The following is a 13,056-nucleotide window of genomic DNA, read 5'->3' on the forward strand; positions in this document are numbered from 1 at the left end:
AGGTCGGCGCGGGCGCCATAGGCAAACCTATAATTGTTTGTTCAAGCAAATCAAGCAGTTAGGCCGGTTCGCCGCAGTGGGTTCGACACGAGGTCGCCATCGCCGCGCCGCCTCGACAGAAGACGAATCCAAAGATGAGCCAGCCCACATTCACGGTCGCGGACATCCGCAAGACCTTTCTCGATTTCTTCGCGTCCAAGGGCCACACGGTGGTGCCCTCGAGTTCGCTGGTGCCGGGCAACGACCCGACGCTGATGTTCACCAACTCGGGCATGGTCCAGTTCAAGGACGTGTTCCTCGGTGAAGACAAGCGCAACTACGTGCGCGCCGCCTCGGTGCAGGCCTGCCTGCGCGCCGGCGGCAAGCACAACGACCTCGAGAACGTGGGCTACACCGCACGCCACCACACCTTCTTCGAGATGCTGGGCAACTGGAGCTTCGGCGACTACTTCAAGCGCGAGTCGCTGAAGTGGGCCTTCGAGCTGCTCACCGAGGTCTACAAGCTGCCGGCCGAGAAGCTCTGGGCCACCGTCTACATCGAGGACGACGAGGCCTACGACATCTGGACCAAGGAAATCGGCCTGCCGCCCGAGCGCGTCGTGCGCATCGGCGACAACAAGGGCGGGCGCTACATGTCCGACAACTTCTGGATGATGGCCGACACCGGCCCGTGCGGCCCGTGCTCCGAGATCTTCTTCGACCACGGCCCCGAGATCCCCGGCGGCCCGCCCGGCTCGCCCGATGAAGACGGCGACCGCTACATCGAGATCTGGAACAACGTGTTCATGCAGTTCGACATGCAGCCTGACGGCTCGGTCAAGAAACTGCCCGCACCCTGCGTCGATACCGGCATGGGCCTGGAGCGCCTGGCCGCGATCCTGCAGCACGTGCACAGCAACTACGAGATCGACATCTTCGACGCGCTCATCAAGGCCGCGGCCCGCGAGACCGGCGAGAAGGACCTGTCGAACAACTCGCTGCGCGTGATCGCCGATCACATTCGCGCCACCTCGTTCCTGGTGGCCGACGGCGTGATCCCGTCGAACGAAGGCCGCGGCTACGTGCAGCGCCGCATCATCCGCCGCGCCATTCGCCACGGCTACAAGCTGGGCCAGAAGAAGCCCTTCTTCCACAAGCTGGTGCCCGACCTCGTGAAGCTCATGGGCGACGCGTACCCCAAGCTGGTGGCCGACGAGAAGCGCATCACCGACACGCTGAAGGCCGAGGAAGAACGCTTCTTCGAAACGCTGGCCAACGGCATGGAAATTCTCGACGCGGCACTGGCCGGCGGCGTGAAGACCTTGCCGGGCGACGTCGCCTTCAAGCTGCACGACACCTACGGCTTCCCGCTGGACCTGTCGGCCGACGTCTGCCGCGAGCGCGATGTGCAGGTCGACGAGGCCGGCTTCAACGAAGCCATGCAGCGGCAGAAGGAAGCGGGCCGCAAGGCCGGCAAGTTCAAGATGGACCGCAACGTCGAATACGCCGGCGCGGGCAACACCTTCACCGGCTACGAACACCTCGAGGAAGCCGCCAAGGTCGTGGCGCTGTACTTCGACGGCGTGGCCGTCGACGAACTGACGGAAGGCCAGCCCGGCATCGTCGTGCTCGACACCACGCCTTTCTATTCGGAAAGCGGCGGCCAGGTCGGCGACCAGGGCGTGCTCGTTGCCGAAGGCGTGCAGTTCGGCGTGGAAGACACGCAGAAGATCAAGGCCGACGTGTTCGGCCACCACGGCACGCAGACGCAGGGCACGCTGAAGGTGGGCGACGCGGTCAAGGCCGCGGTCGACATCGCGCGCCGCAACGCCACCATGCGCAACCACTCGGTCACCCACCTGATGCACAAGGCCCTGCGCGAGGTGCTCGGCGACCACGTGCAGCAGAAGGGCTCGCTGGTCGATGCCGACAAGACCCGCTTCGACTTCGCGCACAACGCACCCGTCACGCGCGAGCAGATCCTGGAGATCGAGAAGCGCGTGAACGCCGAAGTGCTGGCCAACGCACCCACCCAGGCCCGCGTGATGGACATGGAGTCGGCCCAGAAGACCGGCGCCATGATGCTGTTCGGCGAGAAGTACGGCGAGACCGTGCGCGTGCTCGACATCGGCTCCAGCCGCGAGCTGTGCGGCGGCACCCACGTGGGCCGCACGGGCGACATCGGCCTGTTCAAGATCGTCAGCGAAGGCGGCGTGGCCGCCGGCGTGCGCCGCATCGAGGCCGTCACCGGCGCCAATGCGCTCGCCTACCTGCAGGACCTCGAGTCGACCGTGCAGAGCGTGGCCGCCACGCTCAAGTCGCCGGCCGCCGAGCTGCAGGGCCGGCTCACGCAGGTGCTCGAACAGGTGAGGGCGCTCGAGCGCGAAGTGGGTGCGCTCAAGGGCAAGCTCGCATCGTCCAAGGGCGACGAACTGCTGGCGCAGGCCGTGGACATCAAGGGCCTCAAGGTGCTGGCCGCCAAGCTCGACGGCGCCGACGCCAAGACGCTGCGCGACACCATGGACAAGCTGAAGGACAAGCTCAAGACCGCCGTCATCGTGCTGGCCGCCGCGGATGGCGACAAGGTGCAGATCGCGGCCGGCGTCACCGCCGACAGCGTGGGCAAGGTCAAGGCCGGCGAGCTGGTCAACTTCGTGGCCCAGCAGGTCGGCGGCAAGGGCGGCGGCAAGGCCGACATGGCCATGGCCGGCGGCACCGATGCGGCAGGCCTTGCGGCCGCGCTGCAGTCGGTGCAGGCCTGGGTCGCCGAACGCGCCTGACGCGTCCCACGCGTCTGACGAACCCCGCCGGCCCCAAAGGACACACGCACTTCATGCCAGAAGACATTCCCGGTGACGTGCTCGTGATGGGGGCCGGCACCATCGGGTGCTTCATCGGCGGCCGCCTCGCGGCGGCCGGTGTGCCCGTGACCTTCGTCGGCCGTCCGCGCGTGCTCGAGAAGCTCGCCGTGAACGGCCTCACGCTCACCGACATCGACGGCGCGAAGCACAAGCTCCCCGCCGAGTCGCTGCAGCTGAGCGAACAGGTGCCCTCGGGCGCACGGCCCGCGCTGGTGCTGCTGTGCGTGAAGAGCGGCGCCACCGCCGAGGCGGCCGGCGAGTTGGCGTTTTCGCTGCCCGCGGGCACCACCGTGGTCTCGCTGCAGAACGGCATTTCCAATTGCGCCGCGGCCTCGCAGACCGGACCGTCGCTCAACGTGCGCGCCGGCATGGTGCCGTACAACGTGGCAGAGATCGGCCCCGGCGCCTTCCACCGCGGCACGCCCGGCCGGCTGGCCGCCGAAGACGACGAGACGCTGCGCCCGTGGCTGCCCGTGTTCGAGCGCGCCGGCGTGCCGCTCGACCTGCATGCCGACCTGCTGCCCGTGCAGTGGGGCAAGCTCATGCTCAACCTCAACAACCCCGTCAACGCGCTCTCGGGCCTGCCGCTGCGCGAAGAGCTGATGCTGCGCGGCTACCGCCGCTGCTTCGCCTCGCTGATCGACGAGGCGCTGAGCATCCTCAACGTGGCGGGCATCGCTCCGGCGCAGGTCGCGGCCGTGCCGGCGCGCCGGCTGCCGGGCCTGCTGCGCTTGCCCGACTGGCTGTTTCGCATCGTCGCGGCGCGCATGCTGCGCGTCGACGCCAAGGCGCGCTCCAGCATGGCCGACGATCTGGCCCTGGGCCGCCGCACCGAGATCGACGCGCTCAGCGGCGAGGTGGTGCGCCTCGCGCAGGAGCACGGCCTGAGCGCGCCGCGCAACGCGCGCATGGTCGCGCTGCTCGAAGCATGGCCGCAGAACCCCAGGCGCTGGACGGCACGCCAATTGCAGGACGCGCTGGGCCTCTAGGCTTCTGGTGATCCGGCGTCCGGCCCTGTACCCTCGGCCCCATCGCGCTGGATGGCGGCTTCGAAAGGGTTGTTCTCATGCAGGTCCTGATTCTCGGCAGCGGTGTCATCGGCACCTCGGTGGCGTACTACCTGGCGCGCGCCGGGCACGAGGTGACGGTGCTGGAGCGCCAGCCGGCGCCCGCGCTCGAAACCAGCTTCGGCAATGCGGGCGAGGTGTCGCCGGGCTACTCCGCGCCGTGGGCCGGGCCGGGCGTGCCGGTCAAGGCCATCAAGTGGATGCTGATGCGGCACAGCCCGCTGGTCATCAAGCCCATGCTCGACCCCGCCATGTGGCTCTGGGGCCTCGCGATGCTGCGCAACTGCACGCAGGCGCGCTACGAGATCAACAAGGGCCGCATGGTGCGGCTGGCCGAATACAGCCGCGACTGCCTGAAGGCGCTGCGTGCAGACACCGGCATTGCCTACGACGAGCGCATGCAGGGCACGCTGCAGCTCTTTCGCACGCAGCAGCAGCTCGACGGCACCTCGAAAGACGTCGAGGTGCTCCAGGCCTCCGGCGTGCCTTACCAGCTGCTCGACCGCGAAGGCTGCGTGCAGTACGAGCCCGCGCTCGCGGCGGTCAAGCAGAAGTTCGTCGGCGGCCTGCGCCTGCCGGGCGACGAGACCGGTGACTGCTTCAAGTTCACGCAGGCGCTGGCCAGGCTGGCGCAGGCCGAGGGCGTGCGCTTCAGGTTCGGCGTGAACATCCAGGCCATCGAACACGACGCGGGCAAGGGCGTGACGGCCGTGCGCACCGACGCCGGCAACTTCACGGCCGACCGCTACGTGGTCGCGCTCGGCAGCTACTCGCCCGCGCTGGTCAAGCCGCTGGGCATCGCGCTGCCGGTGTACCCGGTCAAGGGCTTTTCGATCACCGTGCCCATCAGCGACGCCGGCGGCGCGCCTGAATCGACCGTGATGGACGAGACCTTCAAGGTGGCCGTCACGCGGCTCGGCGACCGCATCCGCGTGGGCGGCACCGCGCAGCTCTCGGGCTTCGACCTGCGGCTCGACGCCAGCCGCCGCGACACGCTGGAGCACGTGGTGACCGACCTGTTCCCGCGCGGCGGCAACGTGCGCGACGCTTCCTTCTGGACCGGCCTGCGCCCCATGACGCCCGACGGCACGCCGGTGATCGGCGCCACCCGCATTCCCAACCTGATGCTGAGCACCGGCCACGGCACGCTGGGCTGGACCATGGCCGCCGGCACCGGCCGCGTGATGGCCGACCTGCTCGCGGGCAGGGCGCCCGGGATCGACATGGACGGCCTCACCGTCGCGCGCTACGGCGGCTGAGCCCCCTCACGCGCCTGAGCTCCCAGGCTCACGACCCCCGGAACAGGGCGGCACCGAAAGGTGCCGCCCTGTTTTCGTTGCGTTACTTCTTCGCTCCCGGTAGCTAGGGTTTCTACTTAGTCACGAAGTTGTCTTCATCGGTATTCTTCGTGGCGTTCCATTAATAAATCGTTGTTTCATTAGAGAAACAGTCAAGCGCAAGCCACCGACCCCACGGACACGATGCAACACACACGCCGCCACGCCACTGCCGCCATCGCCGCTGCCATTTCCCTGGCCGCCGCTTGCGCCTCCGGACTCGCCTGGGCAGACAGCTACCCGAGCAAGCCGATCACGTTGGTCGTTGCCTATCCGGCAGGTGGCGACACCGACGCGCTGGCGCGGCTGTTCGCCGAAAAGCTGGCGACGCGCGTCGGCCAGCCCGTGGTGGTCGACAACCGCCCCGGCGCCAGCGGCATCATCGGCAGCGCCTTTGTCTCCAAGGCCGCGCCCGACGGCTACACGCTGCTGCTCGCGCCCAGCACCTTCTCGATCGCGCAGCTGGTGCTCAAGACCAACGGCTCGTCGAGCTACGACGTGCTCAACGGCTTCACGCCCATCGTGCAGACCGGCAGCCAGCCGCTGTTCCTGGTGGCCAGCGGCGGCAGCGGCTTCGCCAGCCTGAAGGACGCCGTGGCGGCCGCCAAGGGCGGCAAGTCGCTGAGCTACGCGAGCCCGGGCAGCGGCTCGCCGATGCACATCCTCGGCGAGATGTTCGCCCGCGCCTCGGGCACCAGCCTGGCGCACGTGCCGTACAAGGGCGTCGCGCCGGCCGTCAACGACGTGCTGGGCGGCCATGTGCCCGTCACCTTCATCACGCTCGGTCCCGTGGCGCCGTACTTCGCCAACGGCAAGATGCGCCCGCTGGCCGTGGCCTCGGCCCAGCGCTCGCCGCTCGCGCCCAATGTGCCGACGCTGGCCGAGCAGGGCTACAAGGACGTCGAGGTGACCGCCTGGAACGGCCTCTGGGGCCCGCGCAACCTGCCGCCCGAGACCGTGAAGACGCTCAACGGCCACTTCAACGAAATCCTCAAGATGCCCGACATCGTCGCGCGCATGGCGGTGCTCGGCACCACGCCCGTGGGCGGCGACGCCGGCGTGCTCGGCAAGACCAACGCCGCCGACTACGCGCGCTTCGGCGCCGTCATCAAGGAGCTCGGCATCCAGGCCGACTGACCCGAACCGAACCGCACCACGCCGCACCGCACCCCCCGCATCCCGCACATCCGCCATGACCGACCTCAAAGCCATTCCCGACCCGTCGAGCCTGCAGGCGCTGCTGGCCGAACTGCCCGCCAACCTGCTGGCCGGCCGCCGCATCCTCGTGACCGGCGGTGCGCGCGGCTTGGGCCTGGCCTTCGCGCAGTGCATCGCGGCGGCGGGCGCCAGCGTGGTGCTGGCCGACATCCTCGGCGAGCTGGCCGACACCGAGGCCCGCGCATTGCGCGGCCAGGGCCACACGGCCCACGCGCTGCCCGTCGACCTGTCGAACCCCGACGCCATCGTGGCCTGCGCCGGCGAAGCCATCCGCCTGCTCGGCGGCCTCGACGGCCTGGTCAACAACGCCGCCATCACCAACTCGGGCGGGCGCGACGCGCACCAGCTCGAGGTCGACATGTGGGACCGCGTGATGAACGTCAACGTGCGCGGCAGCTGGCTCATGGGCCGCGCCTGCCGCGGCGCGCTGGCCGAGAGCGGCCGCGGCGCCGTGGTCAACCTCGCGTCCGACACCGCGCTGTGGGGCGCGCCCAACCTGCTGGCCTATGCGTCGAGCAAGGGCGCCGTCATTTCCCTGACGCGCTCGCTGGCGCGCGAATGGGGCGGCGACAACATCACCGTCAACGCCGTGGCGCCGGGCCTCACGCTGGTCGAGGCCACCGAGTACGTGCCGATGGCGCGCCACCAGAAATACCTCGAAGGCCGCGCCATCCCGCGCGAGCAGCAGGCCGCCGACGTGTGCGGCGCCACCCTGTTCCTGCTGTCCGGCCTCGCGCGCTTCGTGACGGGCCAGTTGCTGGCCGTCAACGGCGGCTTCGCGATGCACTGACCCCGCCGACAACCACTTTTCCGACCAAGGAGTTTCCCGATGAGCGATCTGTCCGAACAGCAAAAGATCACCGATGCGCCCGCCACCACGCTGGCGCAGCCCGAAGGTTCGAGCCTCGCGGAGTGGATGAACACCCGCATCGCGCGCTACGAAACCCGCAAGTACGACTGGGACGCGCTGAAGTTCCAGTCCGACTTCGACCCCAAGTTCCGCCGCGCGCAGATGCGCTACGTGGGCACCGGCGGCACCGGCGTCGCGAAGGACGTCAACACGGTTGCCGCCGAGCACTTCACCTTCTCCACGATGGTGATTCCCGCCGGCCATGAAGGCCCGCCGCACCTGCACACCGACGTGGAAGAAGTGTTCTTCCTGATCCGCGGCAAGCTCAAGGTGGTGATCGAGAAGGACGGCGAGCGCTTCGAGACCATCATGACCGACCGCGACCTGATCTCGGTGCCGCCCGGCGTGTACCGCGAAGAGATCAACATCGGCGACGAAGACGCGCTGATGTGCGTGATGCTCGGCGCGAAGAAGCCGGTGACGCCGACCTATCCGGCCGATCACCCGCTGGCCAGGATCAAGCGCTGAGCGGCCACGCCATGAGCACCCTCGACACCCAGGCACCGGCGCTGCCGGCCTCCGAGCTGGCACGGCTCGACGCCCGCTTTCCGGCCCGCAATGTGGCCGTGGGCGGCGGTGCCGTGGTGTCGGTGCGCGAATGCGGCCAGGGCCCGGTGGTCGTGTGCCTGCACGGCATCGGCTCGGGCGCGGCGTCGTGGCTCGACACCGCCGCGCTGCTGGCGTCGCAGGCCCGCCTGATCGCATGGGACGCGCCGGGCTACGGCGAATCGACGCCGCTCGACAGTGCAGCGCCTTCCGCAACTGACTATGCGAAGCGCCTGGGCGCCTTGCTCGACGCGCTCGGTATCGATTCGTGCGTGCTCGTCGGCCACTCGCTCGGCGCGATCACGGCCGCATCGGCCGCATCGGCCGCATCAGCCGCGTGCACCGACAAGCGCATCCGCCGCCTCGTGCTCGTGAGCCCGGCCGTCGGCTACGGCGCGCCCGAGCGTGCCGAGGCCCGCGCCAAGGTCCGCACCGAGCGCCTGGCCACGCTCGACGAACTCGGCATCGCCGGCATGGCCGCGAAGCGCGCGGGCCGGCTGGTGTCCGACAAGGCCAGCGACCATGCCCGCCAGTGGGTGCGCTGGAACATGGCGCGCCTGAACGACCACGGCTACCGCCAGGCCGTCGAACTGCTGTGCAACGCCGACCTGCTGGCCGACCTGCCGCCGCCCATGCCGGTGCGCGTGGCCTGCGGCACGCTCGACGTGGTCACGCCGCCGGCGGCGTGCGCGGAGGTCGCGCGCCGGTGCGGCGTGCCGCTCGAATTGTTGGACGATGCGGGGCACGCCGGCTATGTGGAGCAACCGCAGGCCGTCGCCACGCTGCTGCGCGAATCGCTCGCCGGCTGACCCCGCAAACGAATACAGAGATCCAAGGAAACAACAGGCATGGCCACCAACGACAACGAAGTGATGGAAGAGGGCGCCGACCGCTACAACGTGCCCGCGCTGGAGCGCGGCCTGCGCGTGCTGTGCGAGTTCAGCCGCGAGAACCGCACGCTCTCCGCGCCCGAGCTGGCGCGCCGCTTCGACCTGCCGCGCTCCACCGTGTTTCGCCTGCTCACCACGCTGGAGAACATGGGCTTCCTGGAGCGCACCGAGGGCGGGCGCGACTACCGCCTGGGCATGGCCGTGCTGCGCCTGGGCTTCGAGTACCTCGCGTCGCTGGAGCTCACGCAGCTCGGCACGCCGCTGCTCAACCGCCTGTGCGAAGAGCTGCGCACGCCCTGCAACCTGGTGGTGCGCGACGGCCGCTCCATCGTCTACGTGGCCAAGGTGGCACCGCCCACGCCCTTCGCCAGCTCGGTCAGCGTGGGCACGCGCCTGCCGGCCCACGCCACGGTGCTGGGCCGCATCCTGCTCGAGGACCTCACGCTGCCGCAGCTGCGCGCGCTCTACCCCGAGGACAAGCTCGAGACCTTCTCGCCGAGCACGCCCAAGACCGTGAACGAACTCTTCGACATGGTGCAGGCCGACCGCCAGCGCGGCTATGTGCTGGGCGAGGGCTTCTTCGAATCGAACATCTCCAGCATCGCCGCGCCGGTGCGCGACCACAGCGGCCACATCGTGGCGGCGCTGGGCGCCACCGTCACCGCCGGCCACATCGAGGAGAGCCGCATGGACGAGATGGTGCAGCGCGTGCGCGGCACCGCCGACGAGATCTCGGGCCTGCTGAACTACTCGCCCGCGCGCACCGCCAAGGTGGTGCCGCTGCGCAGCGCCTGACATCGACGACACACGACACCGACGACACCCACCACACCGATGACTCCGACGACACCGGCAACCGACATGACCAGGCGCACCCCCACCACCTTCTTCGCCGCGGACGCCCTCGCGGGCCGCGTGGCCGTGGTCACCGGCGGCTCGTCGGGCATCGGCCTGGCCACCGTCGAGCTGCTGCTGGGCTGCGGCGCCTCGGTGGCGCTGTGCGGGCGCAACGCCGAGCGGCTCGACGCGGCCGTGGCCGGCCTGCGCAAGCAGCAGCCGAATGCCAAGCTCTTCTCGCAGCCCTGCGACGTGCTCGACGCCGGCTCGGTGCGCGCCTTCGCCGCCGCCAGCGAAGCGGCGCTCGGCCCGGCTTCGATGCTCATCAACAACGCCGGGCAGGGCCGTGTCTCCACCTTCGCCGACACCGACGACGCGGCCTGGACCGAAGAGCTCAACCTGAAGTTCTTCTCGGTGATCAACCCCACGCGCGCCTTCCTGCCGCAACTGGCGGCGCAGCGCACGGCGCTGGGCGACGCGTCCATCGTCTGCGCCAACTCGCTGCTGGCACGCCAGCCCGAGCCGCACATGGTCGCCACCTCGGCCGCGCGCGCCGGCTTGCTGAACCTGGTGCGCTCCATGGCCACCGAGTTCGCGCCGCAGGGCGTGCGCGTCAACGGCATCCTGATCGGGCTGGTCGAGTCGGGCCAGTGGCGCCGCCGCTTCGAGGCGCGCGAGGACAAGTCGCTCGACTGGGCCGCCTGGAGCGGCCAGCTCGCGAAGAACAAACACATTCCGCTGGCGCGCCTGGGGCTTCCGAGCGAAGCCGCGCGCGCCGTCCTTTTTCTTGCTTCACCGCTCGCGTCCTATACGACGGGCTCCCACATCGACATTTCCGGAGGCCTCTCGCGCCATGCATAACCCCACCCACACCGTCACCGTCGGCGCCGTCGTCGCCGCCTTTCTCGAGCAGTGCGGCGTCAAGGCAGCCTTCGGCGTGATCTCGATCCACAACATGCCCATCCTCGATGCCTTCGCGCAGCGCGGCACGGTGCGCTTCATCTCGGCGCGCGGCGAGGCCGGCGCGGGCAACATGGCCGACGCCTACGCACGCTCCACCGCCAGCCTGGGCGTGTGCATCACCAGCACCGGCCCGGCCGCCGGCAACATCGCGGGCAGCATGGTCGAGGCCCTGACGGCCGGCGCGCCGCTGCTGCACATCACCGGGCAGATCGAGACGCCGTACCTGGACAAGGGCATGTCGTACATCCACGAGGCACCCGACCAGCTCACCATGCTCAAGGCCGTGTCCAAGGCCGCGCTGCGCGTGCGCAGCGTGGAGACGGTGCTCGGCACGCTCAAGCGCGCGGTGCAGCTCGCGCTGACCGCGCCGACCGGCCCGGTCAGCGTGGAGATTCCGATCGACATCCAGTCGGCGCTGACGACCATGCCGGCCGACCTCTCGCCGCTGCCCATCGAACGCCCCGTGCCGTCGGCCGCCGCGCTCGACGCTTTGGCCGCGCGCCTGGCCGGCGCCAGGCGCCCGATGCTGTGGGTCGGCGGCGGTGCCCGCCATGCGCGCGGCGCCATCCAGCGCCTGCAGAAGCTCGGCTTCGGTGTCGTCACCACCACGCAGGGCCGTGGCACGGTGCCCGAGGACGACGCGGGCTCGCTCGGCGCCTACAACATCCAGAAGCCGGTCGAGGCCCTGTACCAGACCTGCGACGCCATGCTCGTGGTCGGTTCGCGCCTGCGCGGCAACGAGACGCTCAAGTACGAGCTGAAGCTGCCCCGCACGCTGTACCGCATCGATGCCGACGCCGCCGCCGAAGGCCGCTGCTACGCCTCAGAAGCCTTCGTCTGCGGCGATTCCGCGCTGGCCCTCGACGGCCTGGCCGACCGCCTCGAAGCCGCAAAGTACAAGGCCGACCCGCAGCTGCTGGTCGACCTGCGCGCCGCGCACGACCAGGCGGTGGCCTCGCTGCGCGACGGCCTCGGCCCGTACGCCGAACTCGTGCGCCAGCTGCAGTCGGTGGCCGGGCGCAACTTCAACTGGGTGCGCGACGTGACCGTGTCCAACAGCACCTGGGGCAACCGCGAGCTGCGCGTGTTCGAGCCGAGCGCCGGCGTGCACGCCACGGGCGGCGGCATCGGCCAGGGCATGCCCATGGCCATCGGCGCGGCCATCGGCGCGGCGGTGACCGGCTCGGGCCGCAAGACCTTCTGCCTGGCTGGCGACGGTGGCTTCATCCTGAACCTGGGCGAGCTGGCTTGCATGGTGCAGGAGAAGGCGCCCATGGTGATCGTGCTCATGAACGACAAGAGCTACGGCGTCATCAAGAACATCCAGGACGCGCAGTACGGCGGCCGCCAGTGCTATGCCGAGCTGCACACGCCCGACTACGACCTGCTGTGCAAGTCGCTCGCGCTGCCGCACGCCCGCGTGCAGGACCTGGCCGACCTGCCGCGGCGCCTGGGCGAAGCGCTGGCGGCCGAAGGCCCGTTCCTGCTGGAGATCGACATGCTGTCGATCGGCAGCTTCAAGACCACCTTTGCCGGGCCGCCGACCAACACGGTCACGCAGATTCCGGCGCTCGGCACGGCGAAGTAAGTGAGCGAAGCCCGTTCCATGACCGCACTCACGCGCATCGCACTCGTCGGCTGCGGAGCCATCGGCACCTCGGTGCTCGAACTGCTCCGCGGCGATGCCGCCCTGAAGGTGGTGGCCGTCGTCGTGCCCGCCGAAGCCATCGCCGCCGCGCAGCAGGCCGTGCGGGAGGTCGCACCCGACGCGCACGTGGGCAGCGCCGTGCCCGCCGATGGCATCGACCTCGTGGTGGAGACCGCCGGCCATGCCGCCATCGAGCAGCATGTGCTGCCCGCGCTGGCACGCGGCACGCCCTGCGTGGTCGCCTCGGTCGGCGCGCTGTCGGCCGCCGGCTTCGCGGAGAAGCTCGAGGCCGCCGCCGTGGCCGGCCGCACGCAGGTGCAGCTGATTCCAGGCGCCATCGGTGCCATCGACGCGCTCGCCGCGGCCCGCATCGGCGGCCTCGACAGCGTGCGCTACACCGGCCGCAAGCCGCCGCAGGCCTGGAAGGGCACGCCGGCCGAACAGGGCCGCGACCTCGACGCGCTGTCGAAGGAAACCGTGATCTTCGAAGGCAGCGCGCGCGAGGCGGCCTTGCTGTATCCGAAGAACGCCAACGTCGCGGCCACCGTGTCGCTCGCGGGCCTGGGGCTCGACAAGACCCTGGTGCGCCTCATTGCCGACCCCGCCACCGCCGAGAACGTGCACACCGTCGAAGCCGAGGGCGCCTTCGGCAGCTTCGAGCTGACGATGCGCAACAAGCCGCTCGCGGCCAACCCCAAGACCTCCGCGCTGACCGTGTACAGCGCCGTGCGTGCGCTGCGCAACCGCGTGGCCGCGCTCGCCATCTGAGCGTTCGAACCTGAGCTTTCGAGTCACCCCCA

The 13,056-nt window shown here is 69.9% G+C and carries 11 protein-coding genes; all 11 read left to right on the forward strand.

The annotated features are described in order from the left end of the window. The first annotated feature begins 134 nt into the window (after window positions 1-134). A complete protein-coding gene (gene alaS, locus BM013_RS21365) occupies window positions 135-2,759 on the forward strand; it encodes an alanine--tRNA ligase (RefSeq protein ID WP_093129660.1) in 2,625 nt (874 codons plus the stop codon). A 53-nt stretch (window positions 2,760-2,812) separates the two neighbouring features. Continuing rightward, window positions 2,813-3,829, forward strand: coding sequence for a 2-dehydropantoate 2-reductase (locus BM013_RS21370; RefSeq protein ID WP_093129661.1), 1,017 nt, complete (start codon window positions 2,813-2,815; stop codon window positions 3,827-3,829). Between the two features lie 77 nt (window positions 3,830-3,906). Further along, a complete protein-coding gene (locus tag BM013_RS21375; protein WP_093129662.1) occupies window positions 3,907-5,166 on the forward strand; it encodes a D-amino acid dehydrogenase in 1,260 nt (419 codons plus the stop codon). Between the two features lie 222 nt (window positions 5,167-5,388). Continuing rightward, window positions 5,389-6,381: a Bug family tripartite tricarboxylate transporter substrate binding protein gene (locus tag BM013_RS21380; RefSeq protein WP_093129663.1), complete on the forward strand. Its 993-nt coding sequence runs from the start codon at window positions 5,389-5,391 to the stop codon at window positions 6,379-6,381. A 55-nt stretch (window positions 6,382-6,436) separates the two neighbouring features. Further along, window positions 6,437-7,252, forward strand: a complete 816-nt coding sequence (locus tag BM013_RS21385) for an SDR family oxidoreductase (RefSeq protein WP_093129664.1) — start codon at window positions 6,437-6,439, stop codon at window positions 7,250-7,252. Window positions 7,253-7,291: 39 nt separating this feature from the next. Then, window positions 7,292-7,840, forward strand: coding sequence for a cupin domain-containing protein (locus tag BM013_RS21390; protein WP_093129665.1), 549 nt, complete (start codon window positions 7,292-7,294; stop codon window positions 7,838-7,840). Between the two features lie 11 nt (window positions 7,841-7,851). Then, a complete protein-coding gene (locus BM013_RS21395; protein WP_093129666.1) occupies window positions 7,852-8,727 on the forward strand; it encodes an alpha/beta fold hydrolase in 876 nt (291 codons plus the stop codon). A gap of 39 nt (window positions 8,728-8,766) precedes the next feature. After that, entirely contained in the window at window positions 8,767-9,603 is an 837-nt protein-coding gene (locus BM013_RS21400) for an IclR family transcriptional regulator (RefSeq protein WP_093129667.1), read from the forward strand. A 66-nt stretch (window positions 9,604-9,669) separates the two neighbouring features. Continuing rightward, window positions 9,670-10,506: an SDR family oxidoreductase gene (locus BM013_RS21405; RefSeq protein WP_093129668.1), complete on the forward strand. Its 837-nt coding sequence runs from the start codon at window positions 9,670-9,672 to the stop codon at window positions 10,504-10,506. After that, the gene (locus tag BM013_RS21410) at window positions 10,499-12,196 is read left to right on the forward strand and encodes a thiamine pyrophosphate-binding protein (RefSeq protein ID WP_093129669.1); all 1,698 of its coding nucleotides are present in this window, start codon (window positions 10,499-10,501) and stop codon (window positions 12,194-12,196) included. The genes BM013_RS21405 and BM013_RS21410 overlap by 8 nt, the downstream gene beginning before the upstream one ends. Window positions 12,197-12,214: 18 nt before the next feature. Further along, window positions 12,215-13,024: an aspartate dehydrogenase gene (locus BM013_RS21415; protein WP_093129942.1), complete on the forward strand. Its 810-nt coding sequence runs from the start codon at window positions 12,215-12,217 to the stop codon at window positions 13,022-13,024. Window positions 13,025-13,056: the final 32 nt, after the last annotated feature.

It is taken from the genome of Variovorax sp. OK605 (assembly GCF_900115445.1).
GTDB lineage: Bacteria > Pseudomonadota > Gammaproteobacteria > Burkholderiales > Burkholderiaceae_C > Variovorax.

Excerpts from the sequence above, each read along its gene's own strand:
- BM013_RS21375 (WP_093129662.1), top strand. The coding sequence starts at position 3,907 with ATGCAGGTCCTGATTCTCGGCAGCGGTGTCATCGGCACCTCGGTGGCG.
- BM013_RS21380 (WP_093129663.1), top strand. The coding sequence starts at position 5,389 with ATGCAACACACACGCCGCCACGCCACTGCCGCCATCGCCGCTGCCATT.
- alaS (WP_093129660.1), top strand. The coding sequence starts at position 135 with ATGAGCCAGCCCACATTCACGGTCGCGGACATCCGCAAGACCTTTCTC.
- BM013_RS21400 (WP_093129667.1), top strand. The coding sequence starts at position 8,767 with ATGGCCACCAACGACAACGAAGTGATGGAAGAGGGCGCCGACCGCTAC.
- BM013_RS21370 (WP_093129661.1), top strand. The coding sequence starts at position 2,813 with ATGCCAGAAGACATTCCCGGTGACGTGCTCGTGATGGGGGCCGGCACC.
- BM013_RS21415 (WP_093129942.1), top strand. The coding sequence starts at position 12,215 with ATGACCGCACTCACGCGCATCGCACTCGTCGGCTGCGGAGCCATCGGC.
- BM013_RS21405 (WP_093129668.1), top strand. The coding sequence starts at position 9,670 with ATGACCAGGCGCACCCCCACCACCTTCTTCGCCGCGGACGCCCTCGCG.
- BM013_RS21390 (WP_093129665.1), top strand. The coding sequence starts at position 7,292 with ATGAGCGATCTGTCCGAACAGCAAAAGATCACCGATGCGCCCGCCACC.
- BM013_RS21385 (WP_093129664.1), top strand. The coding sequence starts at position 6,437 with ATGACCGACCTCAAAGCCATTCCCGACCCGTCGAGCCTGCAGGCGCTG.
- BM013_RS21395 (WP_093129666.1), top strand. The coding sequence starts at position 7,852 with ATGAGCACCCTCGACACCCAGGCACCGGCGCTGCCGGCCTCCGAGCTG.
- BM013_RS21410 (WP_093129669.1), top strand. The coding sequence starts at position 10,499 with ATGCATAACCCCACCCACACCGTCACCGTCGGCGCCGTCGTCGCCGCC.